The 19,951-nt window shown below is 71.8% G+C and carries 18 protein-coding genes and 1 pseudogene; 3 read left to right on the top strand and 16 right to left on the bottom strand.

The genetic code is table 11. The annotated features are described in order from the left end of the window. Positions 1–92: 92 nt before the first annotated feature. From ACFVYA_RS43990 to ruvC, 7 genes are all read right to left on the bottom strand, one after another. Positions 93–611 (bottom strand): adenine phosphoribosyltransferase, encoded by a 519-nt coding sequence (locus ACFVYA_RS43990; RefSeq protein WP_285992456.1) that lies wholly within the window; start codon positions 609–611, stop codon positions 93–95. 1 nt (position 612) lies between these two features. After that, positions 613–1,839, bottom strand: coding sequence for a protein translocase subunit SecF (gene secF / locus ACFVYA_RS43985; protein WP_387053779.1), 1,227 nt, complete (start codon positions 1,837–1,839; stop codon positions 613–615). A gap of 1 nt (position 1,840) precedes the next feature. Beyond that, entirely contained in the window at positions 1,841–3,631 is a 1,791-nt protein-coding gene (gene secD, locus ACFVYA_RS43980) for a protein translocase subunit SecD (RefSeq protein WP_387053777.1), read from the bottom strand. Positions 3,632–3,867: 236 nt separating this feature from the next. Beyond that, on the bottom strand, positions 3,868–4,278 hold the full coding sequence (yajC, locus tag ACFVYA_RS43975; RefSeq protein ID WP_387053775.1) for a preprotein translocase subunit YajC: 411 nt from the start codon (positions 4,276–4,278) through the stop codon (positions 3,868–3,870). 135 nt (positions 4,279–4,413) lie between these two features. Beyond that, entirely contained in the window at positions 4,414–5,481 is a 1,068-nt protein-coding gene (ruvB, locus tag ACFVYA_RS43970) for a Holliday junction branch migration DNA helicase RuvB (protein ID WP_285992460.1), read from the bottom strand. A gap of 8 nt (positions 5,482–5,489) precedes the next feature. Beyond that, positions 5,490–6,086 carry a Holliday junction branch migration protein RuvA gene (gene ruvA / locus ACFVYA_RS43965; RefSeq protein ID WP_285992461.1) on the bottom strand — a complete coding sequence of 199 codons (597 nt, stop codon included), beginning with the start codon at positions 6,084–6,086 and terminating at the stop codon, positions 5,490–5,492. Beyond that, positions 6,083–6,676, bottom strand: coding sequence for a crossover junction endodeoxyribonuclease RuvC (gene ruvC / locus ACFVYA_RS43960; protein WP_387053773.1), 594 nt, complete (start codon positions 6,674–6,676; stop codon positions 6,083–6,085). Before ruvC ends, ruvA begins: the two co-directional genes overlap by 4 nt. 74 nt (positions 6,677–6,750) lie before the next feature. On the opposite strand from ruvC, the gene ACFVYA_RS43955 reads away from it, so the two are divergent. Beyond that, the gene (locus ACFVYA_RS43955; protein ID WP_387053771.1) at positions 6,751–7,191 is read left to right on the top strand and encodes a cupin domain-containing protein; all 441 of its coding nucleotides are present in this window, start codon (positions 6,751–6,753) and stop codon (positions 7,189–7,191) included. Here the strand turns inward: ACFVYA_RS43955 and ACFVYA_RS43950 are convergent. The 5 genes and pseudogenes from ACFVYA_RS43950 to ACFVYA_RS43930 all read right to left on the bottom strand — a co-directional run bounded on the left by ACFVYA_RS43950 (position 7,188) and on the right by ACFVYA_RS43930 (position 10,410). Beyond that, positions 7,188–7,739 carry a DUF4262 domain-containing protein gene (locus ACFVYA_RS43950; protein WP_387053769.1) on the bottom strand — a complete coding sequence of 184 codons (552 nt, stop codon included), beginning with the start codon at positions 7,737–7,739 and terminating at the stop codon, positions 7,188–7,190. The genes ACFVYA_RS43955 and ACFVYA_RS43950 overlap by 4 nt on opposite strands. Positions 7,740–7,825: 86 nt before the next feature. Then, positions 7,826–8,581, bottom strand: a complete 756-nt coding sequence (locus tag ACFVYA_RS43945) for a YebC/PmpR family DNA-binding transcriptional regulator (protein WP_086841514.1) — start codon at positions 8,579–8,581, stop codon at positions 7,826–7,828. Between the two features lie 41 nt (positions 8,582–8,622). Then, the gene (gene pdxT, locus ACFVYA_RS43940) at positions 8,623–9,243 is read right to left on the bottom strand and encodes a pyridoxal 5'-phosphate synthase glutaminase subunit PdxT (RefSeq protein ID WP_387053766.1); all 621 of its coding nucleotides are present in this window, start codon (positions 9,241–9,243) and stop codon (positions 8,623–8,625) included. Between the two features lie 155 nt (positions 9,244–9,398). After that, a complete protein-coding gene (locus ACFVYA_RS43935) occupies positions 9,399–9,719 on the bottom strand; it encodes an AzlD domain-containing protein (protein WP_285992466.1) in 321 nt (106 codons plus the stop codon). Beyond that, positions 9,719–10,410, bottom strand: a pseudogene (locus ACFVYA_RS43930) (AzlC family ABC transporter permease). The gene ACFVYA_RS43935 and the pseudogene ACFVYA_RS43930 overlap by 1 nt, the downstream one beginning before the upstream one ends. A 68-nt stretch (positions 10,411–10,478) precedes the next feature. Here ACFVYA_RS43930 and ACFVYA_RS43925 point away from each other — a divergent pair. Continuing rightward, a complete protein-coding gene (locus ACFVYA_RS43925) occupies positions 10,479–11,042 on the top strand; it encodes a helix-turn-helix domain-containing protein (protein WP_387053764.1) in 564 nt (187 codons plus the stop codon). 190 nt (positions 11,043–11,232) lie between these two features. Here ACFVYA_RS43925 and ACFVYA_RS43920 read toward each other — a convergent pair whose 3' ends face one another. The 4 genes from ACFVYA_RS43920 to ACFVYA_RS43905 form a co-directional block, all read right to left on the bottom strand. Beyond that, a complete protein-coding gene (locus ACFVYA_RS43920; RefSeq protein WP_387053762.1) occupies positions 11,233–13,902 on the bottom strand; it encodes an RICIN domain-containing protein in 2,670 nt (889 codons plus the stop codon). Positions 13,903–14,113: 211 nt separating this feature from the next. Further along, a complete protein-coding gene (pdxS, locus tag ACFVYA_RS43915; protein ID WP_285992474.1) occupies positions 14,114–15,037 on the bottom strand; it encodes a pyridoxal 5'-phosphate synthase lyase subunit PdxS in 924 nt (307 codons plus the stop codon). An 88-nt stretch (positions 15,038–15,125) separates the two neighbouring features. After that, entirely contained in the window at positions 15,126–16,109 is a 984-nt protein-coding gene (locus ACFVYA_RS43910; RefSeq protein WP_387053760.1) for a DUF5937 family protein, read from the bottom strand. A 32-nt stretch (positions 16,110–16,141) separates the two neighbouring features. Then, positions 16,142–17,584: an FAD-binding oxidoreductase gene (locus tag ACFVYA_RS43905; protein ID WP_387053758.1), complete on the bottom strand. Its 1,443-nt coding sequence runs from the start codon at positions 17,582–17,584 to the stop codon at positions 16,142–16,144. A gap of 140 nt (positions 17,585–17,724) precedes the next feature. Here ACFVYA_RS43905 and ACFVYA_RS43900 point away from each other — a divergent pair, with 140 nt between their 5' ends. Beyond that, a complete protein-coding gene (locus ACFVYA_RS43900; RefSeq protein WP_387053756.1) occupies positions 17,725–19,833 on the top strand; it encodes an elongation factor G-like protein EF-G2 in 2,109 nt (702 codons plus the stop codon). Positions 19,834–19,951 lie beyond the last annotated feature (118 nt).

The following is a 19,951-nucleotide window of genomic DNA, read 5'->3' as shown; positions in this document are numbered from 1 at the left end:
GATTGAAGCCGGAACTCGCGAGTTCCGGCTTCAATCACGCGAGTTCCGGCTTCAATCACGTGAGTTCCGGGCTGGATCACGCGGGTGACGGGTCAGCAGACCTGCAGGGCGTGGACCTTCCGGTCGCCGAGGACCTGACGGCCGCCCAGGGCGGCCAGTTCCAGGACGACCGACACGCTGTCGACCACCGCGCCCGCGTCCTCCAGGAGCTTGCCCGTGGCCGCGACCGTGCCGCCCGTGGCCAGGACGTCGTCGAGGACCGCGATCCGCTGGCCCGGCTTGACCACGCCGGCCGGGAGCTCCACCGTCGCCGTGCCGTACTCCAGGGCGTAGTCGACGCGGCCCGCCACCAGGGGCAGCTTGCCGGGCTTGCGGATCAGCACCACGCCGAGGCCGCGGGCGTACCCGACGGCCGCGGCGAGGAGGAAGCCGCGGGCTTCCACGCCGGCGAGCGCCTCGACTCCGTCGTCGAGGGTGCCCGCCAGCGCGTCGGTCACCGCTTTGAACGCACCCGCGTCCGCGAACAGCGGGCTCAGGTCGCGGAACAGGACGCCGGGCTCGGGGAAGTCCGGCACCTCGGCGATCAGGCCGAGAGCGTCGTCGAGCTGCACGTCAGCGCTTCCGCTTGCCTGCGGGCTTGCCGGCCGGGCGCTGCTTCTGAATCCGGGCGGGGACGCCGGCCGCGGCCGCGTACGCCTTCTCCTTGCGCAGTTCCTTCGCCAACGCGTCGTCGTCCGAGGCGTCGAAGTCCTCGCCCGCGGCCCTGCGCTCCTGGCTGACCCGGCGCTGCCGGACCCGCTCGGCCTGCTGCGCGTACTTCGGGTCGCGCATCTTCAGGTCGACCAGCAGCGGCGTGGCCAGGGCGACCGACGACAGGACGCCGACGAGGGTACCGGTGAGCTGCACCAGCGCCAGGTCCTGCAGCGTGCCCGAGCCGAGCAGCACGTACCCGACGATCAGCAGGCCGAGGATCGGCAGCAGCGCGATGAACGCCGTGTTGAACGACCGCATCAGGGTCTGGTTCAGCGCGAGGTTCGCGGCCTCGGCGTACGTGCGGCGGGTCAGCCCGAGCAGGCCGCGGGTGTTCTCGCGGACCTTGTCGAACACCACCACCGTGTCGTAGAGCGAGAACCCGAGGATGGTCAGCAGGCCGATCACGGTCGCCGGGGTGACCTCGAAGCCGACCAGCGAGTACACACCCGCGGTGACCAGGATGTCGTGCAGCAGCGAGACCAGCGCCGCCACGGCCATCCGCGCGTCGAAGTAGATCGCCAGGAAGATGACCACCGCGACGAGGAACACCGCGAGCGCGATCAGCGCCTTCTGCGAGATCTCCCCGCCCCACGACGCGCTCACCGCGCTGTCGCTGATCGCCTGGACGCTGGGCTGGCCGTTGGTGCCCTTCGGGCCCAGATCCTGGAACAGCCCCTGCTTGAGCTTGGCGACGTCGGCCGCGTTCAGCGTGTCGGTGCGGATCTGGATGGTCGACGCGGCACCCGTGCCGACCTTCTGCGTCTCCGCGGCCGGGTGGCCGAGGGCCTTCTGGAACGACTGCTTGGCCTGGTCCTCGGTGATCACGCCGTGGATGCCGTTGGCCGGCATCTGGATCTGCGTGCCGCCCTCGAACTCGATGCCGATGTTGAAGCCGCGGAAGATCATCGAGGCGAGGCACACCAGCACCAGGGCCGCGAAGAAGATGTACCAGCGCTTGCGCTTGCCGACGACGTCGAACGCGCCGGTGCCCACGTAAAGCCGGTGGAAGACGCTTTCCCTCTTGCCGGGCTTCGCCGCCACCTTGGCGTTGCCTTCGGCGTCCGTACCCAGTTCTTCGACCCCCACGTCAGGCCTCCTTCACGTTCGCGCGGCCGACCGAAGCCGACTTCTTCCGCTGCGAACCCAGTTGCTGCACGGCGCCGAGGCCCAGATTCCTCGGATTGGACAGGAACGCGTTCTTGGACGTCGACACCATGGCCACCAGCGGGTGCGTCACCAGGTACACGACCACCAGGTCGAGCACCGTGGACATGCCGAGGGTGAACGCGAAGCCCTGGACGTCGCCGACCGCGATGACGTACAGGATGGCCGCGGCCAGGAAGCTCACGCCGTCCGAAGCCAGGATGGTGCGCCGGGCGCGGACCCAGCCGCGCGGCACCGCGGACCGGAACGTCCGGCCCTCCCGGATTTCGTCTTTGAGCCGTTCGAAGTAGATGACGAACGAGTCCGCCGTGATCCCGATGGCGATGATCAGGCCGGCGATGCCCGCGAGGTCCAGCGTGTAGCCGATCCAGCGGCCGAGCAGCACCAGCACCGCGAACACCAGCGCGCCGGACAGCGCCAGCGACAGGATGGTGAGCACGCCGAGCAGGCGGTAGTAGAACAGGCAGTAGACGAACACGACCAGCAGGCCGATGCCGCCGGCGATCAGACCGGCCTGCAGCGACGCGAACCCGAGGGTCGCCGACACCGTGGTCGCGTCCGAGGACGCGAACGACAACGGCAGCGAGCCGTACTTGAGGATGTCCGCCAGGTCCTTGGCCTCGGCCTGGGTGAACTTGCCGGTGATCTGGGTGTTGCCGTCGACGATCGCGACCTGGATGTTCGGCGCGGACACGACCTGCGTGTCGAGCACGAACGCGGCCTGCTGGTTGACGTTCTTCGTCGTGAAGTCCGCCCAGATCTTGGTGCCCTCGCTCTTGAAGCTGAGGTTCACCACCCACTGGCCGTTCTGCGAGTTGTAGCTGGAGTTCGCGTCCGCGATCTCGGTGCCCGGCAGGAACTCCGGCTCCATCAGGTACTTGTACGTGTCGTGGTCACCGCAGGCGACCAGCGGCAGCTTCGGGTCGTCGTTGCCCTCGAGCGGGTCCTTGGCGTTCGGCGCGCAGGTGAGCGCCGCCATCGCCTTCGAGACGAGCTCCTGGTTCGGCTGGCCGTCGGCGCCGATCAGCTGCGGGTTCTGCCGGAGGGCCTTGGCCGCCTGGATCTCCTTCGCGGTCTCCGCGTCGACCGAGCCGTCCGATGGGGCCGGAGTCGCCGGTGCCTGGCTCGACGCGGACGGCGGCGGGGTGCTGCTGCTCGGCGCGGCCGGCGTGGTGCTCTGCTGCTGCGCGAGCGCCGCGCCCGGGGTGCCACCGCCACCGGGCTTGCTGGTCGGGGCACCCGAGGTCGCCGCCGGCGCGCCCGAAGTCGGTGCGCCCGAGGTCGGTGCGCCCGTGGCCGGTGGCGGCGGGTTCGTCTGCGGCGGCACCACTGGCTGGGTGGCGGCCGAGACGACCTTCCGGAAGCCCAGCTTCGCGGTCTTGCCCAGGCTCTTCGCCTGGTCGCCCTGCTCGCCCGGAACCGTGATGACGACGTTGTTGCCGTCGAGGAGGACCTCGGTGCCGCCGACGCCGATCCCGTTGACGCGCCGTTCGATGATCTGGCGCGCCTGGTTCAGGGACTCGCGGGTCGGCTGGCCCCCGTCGGGAGTGCGGGCGGTCAGCGTGACCCGGGTGCCGCCCTGCAGGTCGATGCCCAGCTTCGGGGCCGGCTTGTGGTTGCCGGTGAGGAACACCAGCGCGTACAAGACGATCACGATCAGGGCGAACAGGGCGAGATAGCGTCCCGGGCGGAGATGCCCGGCTGAAGCTGCCACGGTGCTTCGGTCTCCTCGGACGGGGTGGACCCCCACGTTGCGGTGCCCGCCCGGAGGGTTACCGGGAGGGACTGTGTGCATTCACCGACCGTGTGCGATTCACTCCCGGGCACGGGTATGACGGCGGACACGCACGCAGCACCGAGACACTACTCGGTGCTGCGTGAGCCCGGCGTGCGAGGCCGTACCGACTTTCGTCGGGATTCCCCGCTCCCGCCCAGGAGTGCCGCGGAAGGCTACTTCTTGCCGTGCTCCAGCGGCGGGGCCACCTGCGCGGTGGTCTGCGGCTCGTCGGCCTTGATGCCGGAGGACGACTCGATGATCGACGGCTCCTCGGCGGGGGTCTCCGCCACCTCGTCGACGGAGTCCTCTTCGGTCTCGACGACCGGCTCGACCTTCTCGCGGACGGCCAGCCGCAGCCAGGTGGTGACGACACCCGGGGCGATCTCGATGTCGATCGTGTTGTCGCCCGAAGCGTCGGCGACGGTGCCGTACAGACCGGACGTGGTCATCACGCGGTCACCGGGCGCCAGGCTGCTCTGCAGGTCCTGCTGCGCGGCCTGCTGCTTCTTCTGCTTTCGCGTGCTCATCACCAGCGGCACGGCGAGGACGAGCACGAGCAGCAGGGGCAGCAATAGCTGTTGCATGATTCTCCGTTCGACGGACACCCGGGCCCAGCCGAAATGTCCGGTTTTTGGGTATGTGCTCCTGTGGAGTGTGCCAGGTACCAGCGCGGACGCCAGCACCCACCCGCCGGTACGGGCCGCTCGGCCTGTTCGAACTCAGTCCTGCTCGAACAGCGACGGCCCGCCCTGGTCCGGGCGCCCCGGGAGGTCCGCGGGCGGCACCATGCCGAGGTGTTCCCACGCGGTCGCGGTCGCGACGCGGCCGCGCGGGGTGCGGGCGAGCATACCGGCGCGCACGAGGTAGGGCTCGCAGACCTCTTCCACGGTGGTCGCCTCCTCCCCCACGGCGACCGCCAGCGTCGAAATGCCCACCGGCCCGCCGCCGAACGACCTGGTCAGCGCGGTGAGCACGGCCCGGTCGAGCCGGTCGAGACCCAGCTCGTCGACGTCGTAGACGGCCAGCGCGGCGCGGGCGACTTCGAGGGTCACCTTGCCGTCGGCGCGGACCTCGGCGTAGTCGCGGACGCGCCGCAGCAGCCGGTTCGCGATCCGGGGCGTGCCCCGCGAGCGGCCGGCGATCTCGGCGCAGCCGTCGCGGTCGATCGGGATGTCGAGGATCGTCGCGGCCCGGCGGACGACCAGCTCCAGCTCGGCGTCGGTGTAGAACTCCATCTGGCCGGTGAAGCCGAACCGGTCCCGCAGCGGGCCGGTCAGCGAGCCGGACCGGGTGGTCGCGCCGACCAGCGTGAACGGGGCGATTTCCAGCGGGATGCTGGTGGCGCCCGGGCCCTTGCCGACGACGACGTCGACCCGGAAGTCCTCCATCGCGAGGTAGAGCATCTCCTCGGCGGGGCGGGCGATCCGGTGGATCTCGTCGATGAACAGGACGTCGCCGGGCGCGAGGTTGGACAGCATCGCGGCGAGGTCGCCGGCCCGCTCGAGGGCCGGCCCGGAGGTGATCCGGATGGCCGCGCCCAGCTCGGCCGCGACGATCATCGCCATCGACGTCTTCCCCAGCCCGGGCGGCCCGGACAGCAGGACGTGGTCGGGCGGCACGCCGCGGCGGCGCGCGCTCTCCAGCACCAGCTCCAGCTGCTCGCGCACGCGCGGCTGGCCGACGAACTCGTCGAGCTTGCGCGGCCGCAGCGTGCCTTCGACGTTCTCTTCGCCGGTCTGGGCCCACGCCGAGAGGGCTTCTTCTTCCTCCACGGCTTCATACTCCATGCCCGCGCCTACCGCTTCCGGCCGAGGGTGGCCAGGGCGGCGCGCAGCACGCTGGCCGTGGTGTGGCCGTCGCCGTCGGCGAGGACCTTGTCGACGGCCTGCTCGGCCTGCTTGGCCGGGAACCCGAGCCCGGCCAGCGCCTCGACGACCTCGGCACGCAGGGCGCCGGGGGCGGTGACGGCGGGCGCGTCGCCGGTGCCGCCGAGCGCGGTGACCTTGTCGCGCAGTTCGAGAGTCAGCCGTTCGGCGCCCTTGCGGCCGATGCCGGGCACCGAGGTGAGCACGGTGATGTTGCCTTCGACCAGCGCGGCCCGCAGCTTGCCGGGGTCGAGCACGGCGAGGGTGGCCAGTGCGAGCCGCGGCCCGATCCCGGACACCGTCTGCAGCAGCCCGAACAGTTCGCGCGCGTCGGCGTCGGCGAAGCCGAACAACGTCAGCGAGTCCTCGCGGACGACCAGCGCGGTGTGCAACCGGGCCTCTTCGCCGCGGCGCAGGGTCGCCAGCGTCGCCGGGGTGGCCTGCACGGCGAAGCCGACCCCGCCGACCTCGACCACGACGTGGTCGAGGCCGACCGACAGGACTTCTCCGCGTACCGACGAGATCATCGTGCTGCTCCTGGGTTCTTCGCTTGTTTCGCCTGTTTCGCCGCCGCGGCGAGGCGGGCTTTGTGCGTGCGGGCCATCTCGGCCGCGCGGGCTTCGGCCTCGGCGAGCCGGGCCCGCATCGGCTCCCGCCAGAGGTGGCAGATGGCCAGGGCGAGGGCGTCCGCGGCGTCGGCCGGGTGCGGGGCGACCTCGAGGTTGAGCAGGCGCATCACCATGGCCGTGACCTGCGCCTTGTCGGCCCGGCCGGATCCGCTGACGGCGGCCTTGACCTCGCTCGGGGTGTGGAACACGACCGGCAGGCCCCGGCGGGCGGCGGCGAGCGCGACCACGCCACCGGCCTGCGCGGTGCCCATCGCGGTGCGGACGTTGTGCTGGGCGAAGACGCGTTCGACGGCGACGGCGGCCGGCTTGTACTTGTCCATCCACCGCTCGACCTCGTCGGAGATGCCGAGCAGGCGGTGCGCCAGGTCGGCGTCCGCCGGCGTCCGCACGACGTCGACGGCGACGCAGCGAACGACCCGGCCCTTGCCGCCGTCGACCACCCCCAGGCCGCACCTGGTCAGACCGGGGTCGACCCCGAGCACGCGCACCCGCATTCCTTCCCGCCGCGAACACCAGTTCGAGCTTGCAGGCTACTGGGCGCTTCTGCGGCAGGATGGGTGACATGCCGGAGCCATCGGATTTCGTCACCCACCTGGGCCTCCAGCCGTTGCCCGTCGAAGGCGGGCGGTGGGCGCAGAGCTGGCGGTCGGAGACCGGCTCGGCGATCTACTACCTGCTCGTCGCACCGGAGTCCTCCGCCCCGCACCGCCTGGACCGGGTCGAGGTCTACGCCCACCACGCCGGCGCGCCCGCGGCGATGCTGCTGCTGCACCCCGACGGCTCGGTCGAGCGGCCGGTGCTGGGGACCGACGTCGCCGCCGGGGAACGCCCGCAGGTCGTGGTGCCCGCCGGGACGTGGCAGGCCACCGTCACGTGCGGCGCGTGGAGCCTGCTGGGCACGGTCGTGGTGCCGCCCTACACCGACGACTGCGTGGAGTTCGCGGCCGCGGCCGACCTGGCGCTGGAGTACCCGGAAGCGGCCGCCGACCTGCGGAAGTTCTAGGGGCCGTCGACGCCGGGGGTCCAGCTTTCCGGGACGCCGCTCTCGGTCAGCACCAGCTGCCACCGCGCGAACCCCTCGGGCGCGTCCGGGTGCCAGGGGAACTTGCCCTCCGGGGTCGCGACGATCAGCTGCAGCGCCGGGAAGTCTCCGTCCGGGTAGATGAGGAACGCCGTGCCGAAGTACTCGGGGTAATGCCCCTTGTCGACGCGCTCGAGGACCACCGGGACGCCTTCGAAGAAGTCGTCGTAGCGCCTGCCGACCTCGAAGATCTCGCCGTTGGCGGCGCGGTCGACGTAGGCGTCGAGCAGCACCTGCCCCATCTGGCCGGGCAGCCCGACCACGACGGCCTCCGGCACGTTGTGCAGCGCCCACGCGCAGGCGGTGAAGCTGTACCCGGCCCCCTCGTCGTCGGCGGCGACGTTGATGACGGCGTTGCCGCGCTCCTTCGCCTGCCCCTCGATCCATTCGATGAGGCGCAGTTCTTCCGCGGACAGTTCGGCGGTGATGTCGGCGGCAGCGGCGGGGGTCGTCGAGGTCACGGCGCACATTCTGCCTGACCGCCCGCCTCCAGCCCAGTGCCCGGGCCGGAAAGTTTCCGGCCCGGGCACGAAAGCATTGCGGTGTAAGGGAAAACTCAGCCGACTTCGGCGAGCACCTCGTCGGAAACGTCGAAGTTCGCGTAGACGTTCTGGACGTCGTCGCAGTCTTCGAGGGCGTCGATCAGCTTGAAGACCTTCTTCGCGCCGTCCGCGTCGAGGGGGACGTTGACCGTCGGGAGGAAGGTGAGCTCCGCCGATTCGTACTCGAACCCGGCCTCCTGGAGCGCCTTGCGCACCGGCACCAGGTCGCCGCCCTCGCAGACGATTTCGAAGCTCTCGTCGAGGTCGTTGACCTCTTCGGCGCCGGCGTCGAGCACCGCCATGAGGACGTCGTCCTCGGTGGCGTCGCCCTTCGGCATGATCACCACGCCCTTGCGGTTGAACATGTAGGCGACCGACCCCGGGTCGGCGAGGGAGCCGTTGTTGCGCGTGAGCGCGGTGCGGACCTCCATCGCGGCGCGGTTCTTGTTGTCGGTGAGGCACTCGATCAGCACCGCCACGCCGTTGGGGCCGTAGCCCTCGTACGTGATGTCCTGCCAGTCGGCGCCGCCGGCCTCTTCACCGGCGCCGCGCTTGCGGGCGCGCTCGATGTTGTCCTGCGGGACCGAGTTCTTCTTCGCCTTCTGGATGGCGTCGTAGAGCGTCGGGTTGCCATCCGGGTCGCCACCACCGGTGCCCGTGCGGGCGGCCACCTCGATGTTCTTGATCAACCGCGCGAAGAGCTTGCCGCGCTTCGCGTCGAGGTTGGCCTTCTTGTGTTTCGTGGTGGCCCACTTGGAGTGGCCGCTCATCTCTCCTCCATCTGTTCCGTACCCCGGCCGGGCACCGCGTCTCAGCCGGCCTTTCGCACGAGGTCGACGAACAGCCGGTGCACCCGCACGTCGGGCGTGAGTTCCGGGTGGAACGCGGTCGCCAGCACCGCCCCTTGCCGGACCGCGACGATCCTAGCGGTCTCCTCGTCCACGCCGGGCACGCCGCTGACCGTGGCCAGCACCTCGACGCCGTCCCCGGCCTTCTCGATCCAGGGAGCGCGGATGAACACGGCGTGCACCGGACCGCCGCCGACCTGGGCGAAGTCGAGGTCCGCCTCGAACGAGTCGACCTGCCTGCCGAAGGCGTTGCGCCGGACGACGACGTCCAGGCCGCCGAGCTGCTGCTGGTCGGGCCGCCCGTCGAGGGTCTGCCGCGCCAGCAGGATCATCCCGGCGCACGAGCCGAAGGCCGGCAGCCCCTCGGCGATCCGCGCTCGGAGGGGTTCCAGCAGCTCGAAGCTCTCCAGCAGCCGCGACATGGTGGTGGACTCGCCACCGGGCAGCACCAAACCGTCCACTTCGGACAGCTCACCGGCCCGCCGGACCGGCACCGCCCGCGCGCCCGCTTCGGCCAGCATCGCGACGTGCTCGCGCACGGCACCCTGCATGGCGAGCACACCGATGACCGGTTCCGACGACACCCGACCTCCCGAAAGACCTTCCCACCAGCCTAGACGTACGAGCCGGGCGGCGTACCGGCAGGTCAGGCCCGCTCCCGCCGAGCGCGCCTCGGGCGCCCCGAGGTGGCCTTGGGCGCCGGCCACCGGACAACAAGCGCCTGGCGCCCGCACCCCGGTCAGGGCACTCCGGCCAGCCTCAGCAACGCCGCCGTCGCCGCGGCGGCCACCACCACCAGGGCGAACGGGGCCTTCCGCCACGCCAGCACCCCCGCCACCAGGACCCCCGCCGGCCGGGCGATGCCCGCGAACCCGTGTCCCTCGGTCAGTGCGCTGACCGCGACCAGCGCCGCCAGCAGCACCACCGCCGCCAGGGCCATCAGCCGCTCGGCCTTCGGCGTGAGCTTCACGCGGCTGCGCAGTGCCGGCCCCGCGAACCGGAACGCGAACGTCCCGAGCGCCAGCACCCCCGTGGCGATCAGCAGTTCCGTCCCGTCCATCAGCGTGCCTCCTCCGGCTCGGGCTCCTTGGCCGCGATCCCCGCGACCACCCCCGCCAGCGCGAGCAGCACCGGCAGGCCCGCCGGCAGGAACGGCGTCGCGGCCAGGGCGACCAGCACCCCGATCAGCACCGGCAGCCGGGCCGCCTTGTCGCGCAGCGAGGGCAGGACCAGCGCCAGCAGCACGCCGGGAACGCCGCGTCCAGGCCGAACGCGTCGGTGTCGCTGATCGCCGTCCCGGCGTACGCGCCGACCAGGACGCCGGTGTTCCAGAAGACGAAGATCCCCAGCCCGCACGCCCAGTAGGCCGCGCGGCGGCGCGGGGCTTCGTCCTGGGCCATCGCGAACGCCACCGTCTCGTCGCTCATCAGGTGGCTGCCGAACGCGCGGGTGACCCGGCGCCGTCCCACCGCGTCGCCGATCGCGAAGCCGAACGGCAGGTGCCGAGCGTTGGCCAGCAGGCCGGCCAGCACCGCCGCGAACGGGTTGCCGCCCGCGGCGACGATGCCGATGAACATGAACTGCGACGCGCCGGCGAAGACCACCACCGACATCAGCATCGGCAGCCACAGCGGGAAGCCGGAGCTCACCGCGATGGCGCCGTAGGAAACCCCCACGAGACAATCGGCGAGACAGACCAGGCCGATGTCACGGGCGAGGCCCCGATCGAGTGTTCGCCATATCGAACGCATGTGTTCTATAGTGAACACAGGCCCGCGTGTTCGTCAAGACGAACAAACAGACCGATGGAGCGAACAGCATGTCTCAGGAAGCCACCGGGGCGCCGCTGAAGATCATCGCGGCGTCGCTGCGCCGCGAACGGACCCGCGCGGGGCTTTCCCTGACCGAGGTCGCGCGCCGCGCCGGCCTGGCCAAGTCGACGCTCTCGCAGCTCGAGTCGGGCACCGGCAACCCGAGCGTCGAGACGCTCTGGGCCCTCGGCGTCGCTCTCGACGTACCCTTTTCCCGGCTCGTCGAACCGGAACGGCCCAAAGTCAGGGTGGTCCGCGCGGGCAAGGGACCGACGGTCTTCGCCGAGCACGCCGACTACGCGTGCACGCTCCTGTCGGCCTGCCCCACCGGCGCCCGCCGCGACATCTACGTCGTCCGCGGCGAGCCGGGCACGCCCCGGCGCTCCGATCCGCACATGACCGGGGTGGTCGAGCACATCGTGCTCTGTGCCGGCCGGGCCCGCATCGGCGTCATGGACGCCCCGGAGGAGCTCCTGCCCGGCGACTACATCTGCTACCCCGGCGACGTCCCGCACATCTTCGAAGCCCTCGAACCGGGCACGTACGGCGTCGAGATCTCCGAATACATCTAGCTAGTGCCTCGTCCGGAAACGTCGACGAGGCAATCGCGTCGAGTCTGGATCGCCGCGATCTCACCCGCAGACCTGGCCTGCACCGAGGCCGGCACGATCCCGGACCTTCGCAGCCGCACCCGATCCTGCGCCGACCTCGTGATCTTGACCAGCCGCTGTGCCTCCTCGGGCCACCGCCCGGCGCGTCCGCTCACGCCGATGTCAGCTGCCACTGCTGGTTGGCGCCGTTGTTGGCGGCCCATTGCACGACTTGGGCGCCGTCGGCGGTCGACTGGCCGGACACGTCGGCCGCCAGGCCGCTGGCCCGGCTGACGATGGCGTAGTACCCGTCGCCGGTGGGCCGGAGGTACCACTGCTGGTTCGTGCCGCCGTTGGCGGACCACTGCTGCAGCTGCAGTCCGGCCGTGGTGGAGGAGCCGTTGACGTCGAGCAGTTTGCCGCTCGCGGTGTAGCGCAGGGTGTAGGCGCCGTCCTGGACCGAACCGACGGTCCAGGTCGCGTTCCCGGTCTGCTGGACGGCCTTGGCGCCGTCGGCCGTCGAGTTGCCGGCGATGGCGAGCGGCTTGCCGCTGTTGCGGTTGACGATGCGGTAGGTGCCGGGTGCGGGACCGGTGTTCCCGCCGCCCAGCGTGAAGTACTCGACGGCGTCGCTGAACGTGGCCGTGCCGGCTTTGGCGGTCGACAGGACGAGGTACACCCGCGAGCCGCCGGCCGGGGCGGTGAAGGACACCGGCTGGGTCACCCGCGAACCCAGCGGGACGGTGAGGGTCGTGCTGCCGGACCCGGCCACCGGGCCGTCGGGGCTGTCGAGCCGGGCACTCCAGGCGAAGTCCACGGCGGTGCCGGCCAAGTCGTCGTTGAAGACGGTGATGGCCCGGTTCACCGTGGCGTTGGCGGGGTAGCCGGGTACGGCCTGCGGCAGGGGGAAGGCGCCGTTGGCGTCCGACGCACCGGAAGCCGACCAGTAGGGCAGGTCGATCGCGGCGACCGGGTTGAACGCGGCCTGGACCCGCTGGAACTGCGGGTTGCCCCAGGGGTCGGGCAGGTTGTCCGCACCGTAGACCGGGTGGCCGCCCTCTTCCGGGGTGAAATCGGTGGTCCGCACGCCGGGCACGACGCCGGCCCAGGACGACAGCAGGGTGTACGGGCGCAGGTCGTTGGCGCCCTTGCCGCGTTTGGCGGCCGTCGCCGTGGCGAACCACTCGAAGCCCTGTTTGGTGTTGCACTTGGGCCAGATGTACTCGCCCTCGCCGTCGGGCCGGCCGGTCACCACCGGCACCCGCTCGCCGTACTGACCCGTGCCGTCGAGGTAGTGCGCGAAGACGGCGAAGTTGGCGTAGTTCATGTTCGGGTACCGGCTGGGCGAATCGGCGCCCGGCGCGGCGTCGATGCTGATCGGCCGGGTGCCGTCGGTGCCGTTCATCGCCGCGTAGAGGTCCTGCTCGAACTGCTCGGAGTCGTTGCCGAAGCTCGGTTCGTTGGCTTGGCTCCAGCGGACGACCGCCGGGTGGTTGCGGTCCCGCAGCGTCAGCGCGCGGTCGTGGTCGACCATGGCGTCGTGCCCGCCGGCGAAGTCCTGTGCACCACCGCGGATTCCGCTCTCGTCGATGATCATCAGGCCCAGCTCGTCGGCCACGTCGAGCATGTACGGGCTGGCCGGCTCCTGGTGGACGCGGACGACGTTGTAGTTGAGCCGCTGGTAGTTGTCGACGGCCTGCGGCCAGCCACCGTTCCCCGCCGACGGCGGCAGGAATCCGGGCAACGTGTCGTAGGCGTCGCCCTTCCCGCCGCTGTTGACCCGGTCGTAGTCGGCGCCCTGGAGGTTGTCGCCGCGGTAGTTCACGCGCACGCCGTTGAGCTGGTAGTACTCGCCGTTCTGCGTGCTCTCGCGGAAGCCGAACCGGTACGCGGCGTCGCTGGTGCGCCCGTCGTCGGTGGCCGCGTGCACCGACAGCCGGTGCAGCTGCGCCCGGTAGCCCGGGCGGTAGGGCACGTTCGGCCACCAGTAGGAGGTGGTGCCCAGGTTCCACGGGATCGGGCCGACCGTCACCTTGGCCGTCGACCGGGCGGCCACGGCGACCGTGCGGCCGGGCAGGGCCGGGTAGGTGAACGAGCCCCCGTTGTCCGAGGCGAGCGATCCGGTCAGCGTCACCGACCGGGCACTGGCGGAGGTGTTCGTCACCGAGACGTCGTAGGTGAGGGTCTGGTTCGCCACCGACGTGCGGACGAACGTGTCACTGACGTACACCGCCGGGTACGCCCGCAGGAACGCCGACCGGAAGATGCCCTGCGGCACGGCCTCCGACCAGTCGGCGGCCACGGGCACCAGGTACTTGCCCGAGCTGTTCTTCAACGCGCCGCGGCCCTTCACCGCCACGCTGATCGTGTGCGTGGTGCCGGGGGCGGCGTACGACGTGATGTCGAAGTTCGACGGGGTGAAGGCGGTGGTCCGGGTGGCGACCACCCGCCCGTCCACCGACAGCGTCGCCTGGTGGTTCACCGCCCCGAACTCGATCCACACCGACTGCGGCTGCCCCGTGTCCGGCACCGTGACGCTGCGCGAGTACACCGCCTCGTTGACGTCGGTGAACCCCTGCTTGTACCAGCCGCCACCGGGCACGGTGATCGACGTCGTGGGCCGGCCCGCCGGCGTGAAGCTCCACGTCCCGGCCAGGTCGACCGAGCCGATCGCGGCATTGCCCGCGGTGAAGCCGTCGACGCCCGGCGCCGACGCGACCGGACCGGCCACTGTGGACGCAGTGGCCGGGTGCGTTGCCACTGCGGCGGTGAGCGCCACCGCGGCGGCCACGATCACCTGCGTGAAGCGACGGCGGCGCCCCGGCCGAACGTGTTGTCGCATGACGCGAGCCCCTTCGTCGACGGGTGGGAAGAGTTGCGCTGCGGTCGTTCTGCTCGCGATGCGATCCGGCGGAAGTTCGTGATGTGCCGGTCGTTCTGGTCCTATGACAGCGTTCCGCCGTACTCGGCGTCAAGCAACGCTGTGAAAGTTTCGGCACGCGAAAAGGCCCGTGGACGAACGTCCACGGGCCTTTCGATCAACCGAGAGGGCTTTACCAGCCGCGCTCGGCGAGGCGGTGCGGCTCCGGCAGCTCTTCGACGTTGATGCCGACCATCGCTTCGCCCAGGCCGCGCGAGACCTTCGCGAGGACGTCCGGGTCGTCGTAGAACGTCGTCGCCTTGACGATCGCCGCGGCGCGCTGGGCCGGGTTGCCGGACTTGAAGATGCCCGAGCCGACGAACACGCCCTCGGCGCCGAGCTGCATCATCATCGCCGCGTCGGCCGGGGTGGCGATGCCGCCCGCGGTGAACAGCACCACCGGCAGCTTCCCGGCCTGCGCCACCTCACGCACCAGCTCGTACGGCGCCTGCAGCTCCTTGGCCGCGACGAACAGCTCGTCCTCGGGCAGCGAGGTCAGCTTGCGGATCTCGCCGCGGATCTGCCGCATGTGCGTGGTGGCGTTGGAGACGTCGCCGGTGCCGGCCTCGCCCTTGGAGCGGATCATCGCCGCGCCCTCGGTGATCCGCCGCAGCGCCTCGCCGAGGTTGGTCGCGCCGCAGACGAAGGGGACGGTGAAGGCCCACTTGTCGATGTGGTTGGCGTAGTCGGCCGGGGTGAGGACCTCGGACTCGTCGACGTAGTCCACGCCGAGGGACTGCAGGACCTGCGCCTCGACGAAGTGGCCGATGCGGGCCTTCGCCATCACCGGGATCGAGACGGCCTCGATGATGCCGTCGATCAGGTCGGGGTCGCTCATCCGGGCGACGCCGCCCTGGGCGCGGATGTCGGCGGGCACGCGCTCGAGGGCCATCACCGCGACCGCGCCGGCGTCTTCGGCGATCTTCGCCTGCTCGGCGGTGACCACGTCCATGATCACGCCGCCCTTGAGCATCTCGGCCATGCCGCGCTTCACCTTGGCGGTGCCGGTGACGGACTGGACGGTGCCGCTGGAGGGGGCGGGCTGCTGCTCGGACACGACGAGACCTTTCGACACGGTTCAGGGGTGGACGAGTCCGAGCGTAGGTCGGCGGTGGACCCTTGAAGCAGGCCAGTACGCGGGTATCTCAGCAGTCCACTTCGCCGGCGCCCGCGACCAGGGATTCCGCGAGCGAAGTGCGCACGTAGAGCACGTGACGTCCGGCACGATGTCGGTTGACCAGGGCCGCGGCCTTGAGCACGCCGAGGTGCTGCGACACCGCCCCGGCGCTCAGCCCGGTCCGGCGGGCCAGTTCCGCGGTGGACGCCGGCGCGGCCAGTTCGGCCAGCAGCATCGCGCGGCCGCGGCCCACCACGGCGGCCAGCGCGCCGGGCGCGGTGGCCGTCCCGGTCTCCCACAGCGTGGCGATCCCGCGCGGCGGGTAGCGCAGCACCGGCTGCCAGCGCGGGTCGGTCTTGGAGAACACCCGCGGCCAGACGAACGCCGAGGGCACCAGCACGAGGCCGCGCCCGTCGAGCGGGACGGCGGCGTGCAGGTGCCGGTGCGCGACCGTGAGCGTGCCGCCCTCCCAGCGGACCAGCGGGGTGAGGTCGTTGAACAGCTCGGCGGCCCCGCCCTGGGCCAGCAGCCGGGACCGGTACAGCACGTCGGCTTCGAGCAGCGCGCGGATCCGCGGCCAGTCGGGGGCCAGCACGAGGTGCCAGTAGCGCTCCATCAGCGTCGCGAGCCGCTCCAGGCCCGCCTCCGGCTCGCGGTGCAGACGGGTCAATGCGGGCGAGTGCGGCCCGGCCATCGCGTCGAGCTCCCGCCGGACCAGGCGGGCGGGCACGTCCCGCAGGTCGGCGAGCTCGTCGGCCAGTTCGGGCAGCGGCGTCGACGGCGTCCCGGCCAGGAACCCGGGCAGGTGCCGCAGCGGGACGAGGTCGCGCAGGAACCCGATGTCGAGGCCGTCGCCGGCCAGCGCCGCGGTGGCACGCTTGATCCACGGCAGGTGCAGGGCGTGCTGCCCCGGCTGGTTCAGGACGCGGACGCTCGCCACGATCTCCCAGGCCGGGGAGAACGCGAACCGGGTGTGCGCCAGGTCCTCTGTGGAGAATGCCAGGTCGAGCACTGCTGCCTCCTGCCGGCGGGATCCGGCGCAGTCTAAGACCCTCCCTTGTGGACGATCGGCCGGGGCTCGGAAAGCCCTTGCGGGAAGGCGAAAAGCCCGTGCGGGTCGTACTTCCGGGCGACCGCGCGCAACCGCGGCAGGTTCACCCCGTAGTACGCCCGGGCCCAGTCCGGCATGTCCGGGTCGAGGTAGTTGACGTACCCGGTGGTGCCGAACTCGGGCCCCAGCCCGTCGCGGACCGCGGCCAGCGCCCGCCGGGCTTCGGCTTCGCCGCCGTCCTCGGGCGTGGCGCCGTGCAGGAACTGGAAGCTCGCCAGGGCGGACCGGTGGGGGAAGGCCGTCTCACGGGCACCGACGCGGGCGATCGCGCCGCCCGCGGAGTCGATGAGCGTACCGACGCGGGGCGCCCGGGTCAGGACCTCGACGACCGCGGCCGGATCGGTGACCGGCCGCAGCAGCATCCGCGAAGTCCCGACGTAGGCCGCCCGCGCCGCGACCGCGCCGGGCCGGGCCTCGTGGTCGTCGAACGACCGCATCGCGCCGAGGTGGTCGGTCACCCGCGCCTCCCGTCCGGCGGGCGGGGTGCCGACACGGCGGACGAGGTCGTCGAGCAGCTCCTTCAGCCGGGCTTCGGGGCCGAGGAACGTCCCGCTGGTGACGGCGGTCGCCGCGTCGATGTTGACCCCCGACCACAGCTCGTCCGGCATCCCCGGCAGCCACTCCTGCCAGGCGGCCAGCAGCGCGGCCTGCGTGCCCGGCGGAAAGGTGAGCTGGTAGGTGACGACGTCGGCGATGGGGACGGTCCGGAAGGTGAAGCCGGTGACGATGCCGAAGTTGCCGCCACCCCCGCCGCGCAGCGCCCAGAACAGGTCCGGCTCCGCCGCCCGCGACACCGTGCGCACGTGGCCGTCGGCGGTGACGATCCGCGCCGCCTCCAGGTGATCGCACGTCAGCCCGTGCTTCCGGTCGACCAGGCCGACGCCGCCGCCGAGGGCGAGCCCGGCGATGCCGACGGTTTCGCACGAGCCGGCCGGCAGGACCCGGCCGTGCGCGGCCAGTGCCGTCGCGATCGGCCCCAGCCGGGCGCCGGCGCCGATGTGCGCGCGGCCGTCCGGGCGCACGTCGATGCCGGAAAACCGGCTCAGGTCCACCACGATCCCGCCGTCCACAGTGGAATAGCCGGGATAGCTGTGCCCGCCGCTGCGGGCGGCGACCGGCAGTCGGTGCCGGGCGGCGAACCCGGCCGCGGCCTGGACGTCCTCGACGCGTGCCGCGCCGACGACCGCGACCGGCATCCGGTCGTCGTACATCGTGAAGAAACCCTGCTTGGCCTCCGGGTAACCCGGGTCACCGGGCCGGAACAGCGGCCCCGAAAGCCGCTTCCGGAGCCGCTCCCAGTCGTCCGGCGGGGGCCACCCCGCCAGCCCCGCCACGGGGACCGCCCCGGAAATCCGCAAAAAAGCCCGCCTGTCCAAGATCGCTGCCCTCCCCCTCGCACCACGCCTGCCCCCGGGGCATTCGGCTGGTCCCGAGGGCCTTGCCTTGCCGTGACCAGGGTAGCGGGTGTGTGATCGAGGACACATCCCGTACACCAGCCGTTCGCCGAGGAGTCGTCATGGCAGACAAACAAGCCAAGAACGCCGACACCGGGGCCGCCGTCGCTGTGGACGACCCCGCCAAGGTCCGCAACGTCGTGCTCGTCGGCCCGGCCGGTTCCGGGAAGACCACCCTCGCCGAAGCCCTGCTCGCCGCCTCCGGCACGGTGCCGCGGGCGGGCTCGGTGGTCGACGGCACGACGGTGTGCGACCACGACCCGGCGGCGGTCCGCCAGCAGCGCTCGGTCGGCCTCTCGGTCGCGCCGGTGCTGCACCAGGGCCACAAGATCAACCTGATCGACACGCCCGGGTACGCGGACTTCGTCGGGGAGCTGCGAGCCGGGCTGCGGGCGGCCGACGCGGCGTTGTTCGTCGTCTCCGCCGCCGAAGGCGTCGACGCGGCGACGGTCGCGGTGTGGGAGGAGTGCGCCGCGGTCGGGATGCCGCGCGCGGTCGTCGTCTCCCGGCTCGACCACCACCGGGCCGACGCGACGGCCGAGATCGCCGCCTGCCAGGCCGCGTTCGGCGCCGGGGTGCTGCCGCTGTACCTGCCCGCGGGCGACGGCCTGGTCGGGCTGATCACCCAGCGGTACTTCGACTACTCCGGCGGGCACCCGCCGACGGTCGGCGAGCCCGCCGCGGCCGATCTGGAGCGGATGGCCGAGGCCCGCAACGAGCTGATCGAAGGGATCATCGCCGAGAGCGAGGACGAGTCCCTGATGGACCGCTACCTCGCCGGCGAGGAGATCGCGGAGGCCACCCTCATCGCCGACCTGGAGACAGCGGTCGCGCGGGGGTCCTTCCACCCGGTCATCCCGGTGTGCGCGACCAGCGGCGTCGGCCTGGCCGAGGTGCTCGACGGCATCGTCCGCGCGTTCCCCTCCCCGCTGGAGCACCGGCCCCCCGACGTGACCACTCCGGACGGCGGCGAGCACGCCGCGATCACCGCGGACCCCGCGGGACCCCTCGCCGCGGAGGTCGTCCGGACGGCCGTGGACTCCTACGTCGGCCGGGTGTCACTCGTCCGGGTGTTCTCCGGGACGCTGCGCCCCGAACGCCCGGTGCACGTGTCCGGGCACGGCCTCGCCGAACGCGGCCACGAGGACCACGACGCCGACGAGCGCGTCGCACACCTGTATTCGCCGCTCGGCTCGGCCCTGCGGGAAGTGCCCTACTGCGTCGCCGGCGACCTCTGCGCGCTGACGAAGGTCGGCTCGGCGGAGACCGGCGACACCGTCTCCTCCCCCGACGACCCGCTGCTGATGGAGCCGTGGGCGATGCCGGAACCGCTGCTGCCGGTGGCGGTCGTCGCGAAGACCCGCAGCGACGAAGACACGCTGGCGCGCAACCTTTCCCGCCTCGTCGCCGGCGACCCGACGCTGCGGCTGGACCGCAACGCCGAGACCGGCCAGCTGGTGCTGTGGTGCATGGGCGAGGCCCACGCCGACGTCGTGCTCTCGCGGCTGCGCGCGGGCGGCGCGGACGTCGACACCGAGCCGGTGAAGATCAGCCTGCGCTCGACGTTCGCCAAGCCGGCCAAGGGCCACGGGCGGCACGTGAAGCAGTCCGGCGGGCACGGCCAGTTCGCCGTCTGCGACATCGAGGTCGAGCCGCTGCCGCGCGGCAGCGGCTTCCAGTTCGTGGACAAGGTCGTCGGCGGCTCGGTGCCGCACCAGTTCATCCCGAGCGTGGAGAAGGGCGTGCGCGCCCAGCTGCAGCGCGGCCTGGCGGACGGCCACCCGGTGGTCGACGTCAAGGTGACGCTGGTCGACGGCAAGGCGCACAGCGTGGATTCCTCGGACGCGGCGTTCCAGACCGCGGGCGCGCTGGCCCTGCGGGAGGCGGCGGCGAACGGGCACCTCACGATGCTGGAGCCCCTGGAAGAGGTGGCCATCCGGCTGCCGGACGAGCACCTGGGCACGGTGCTGGGCGACCTGTCGTCCCGGCGTGGCCGGGTGCTGGGCACCGAAGCGGGCGAAGGCGGCCGGACGGTGATCCGGGCGGAGGTCCCGGCGACGGAACTGATCCGCTACCTGATCGACCTGCGCTCGATGACCTCGGGCACGGCCACGTTCACCCGCCGCCACGCGAGGTTCGAGCCGATGCCGGAGGGAATGGCGGTCCACTAGCCGGTCGCCCGGGACCCGGAACTCGCCTGGTCAGTGCCGGTACAAGCGTGGTCAGCGGCCGTAAAGCTTACATCACACGAGTTGCGGCTGGCAAAAAACGAGTTAAGGCGTACAACAA

Source organism: Amycolatopsis sp. NPDC058278, assembly GCF_042881395.1.
In the GTDB taxonomy this organism is placed as follows: Bacteria; Actinomycetota; Actinomycetes; order Mycobacteriales; family Pseudonocardiaceae; genus Amycolatopsis.
Note: the sequence above shows the minus strand (reverse complement) of the source record. Positions and strands in the feature narration are given on the sequence as shown.

Bases quoted from the DNA above. Each gene is read 5' to 3' on its own strand.
- yajC (WP_387053775.1), bottom strand. From the start codon at position 4,278: ATGCAACAGCTATTGCTGCCCCTGCTGCTCGTGCTCGTCCTCGCCGTG.
- ruvB (WP_285992460.1), bottom strand. From the start codon at position 5,481: ATGGAGTATGAAGCCGTGGAGGAAGAAGAAGCCCTCTCGGCGTGGGCC.
- ruvA (WP_285992461.1), bottom strand. From the start codon at position 6,086: ATGATCTCGTCGGTACGCGGAGAAGTCCTGTCGGTCGGCCTCGACCAC.
- ACFVYA_RS43955 (WP_387053771.1), top strand. From the start codon at position 6,751: ATGCCGGAGCCATCGGATTTCGTCACCCACCTGGGCCTCCAGCCGTTG.
- ACFVYA_RS43950 (WP_387053769.1), bottom strand. From the start codon at position 7,739: ATGTGCGCCGTGACCTCGACGACCCCCGCCGCTGCCGCCGACATCACC.
- ACFVYA_RS43945 (WP_086841514.1), bottom strand. From the start codon at position 8,581: ATGAGCGGCCACTCCAAGTGGGCCACCACGAAACACAAGAAGGCCAAC.
- ACFVYA_RS43935 (WP_285992466.1), bottom strand. From the start codon at position 9,719: ATGGACGGGACGGAACTGCTGATCGCCACGGGGGTGCTGGCGCTCGGG.
- ACFVYA_RS43925 (WP_387053764.1), top strand. From the start codon at position 10,479: ATGTCTCAGGAAGCCACCGGGGCGCCGCTGAAGATCATCGCGGCGTCG.
- ACFVYA_RS43920 (WP_387053762.1), bottom strand. From the start codon at position 13,902: ATGCGACAACACGTTCGGCCGGGGCGCCGCCGTCGCTTCACGCAGGTG.
- ACFVYA_RS43900 (WP_387053756.1), top strand. From the start codon at position 17,725: ATGGCAGACAAACAAGCCAAGAACGCCGACACCGGGGCCGCCGTCGCT.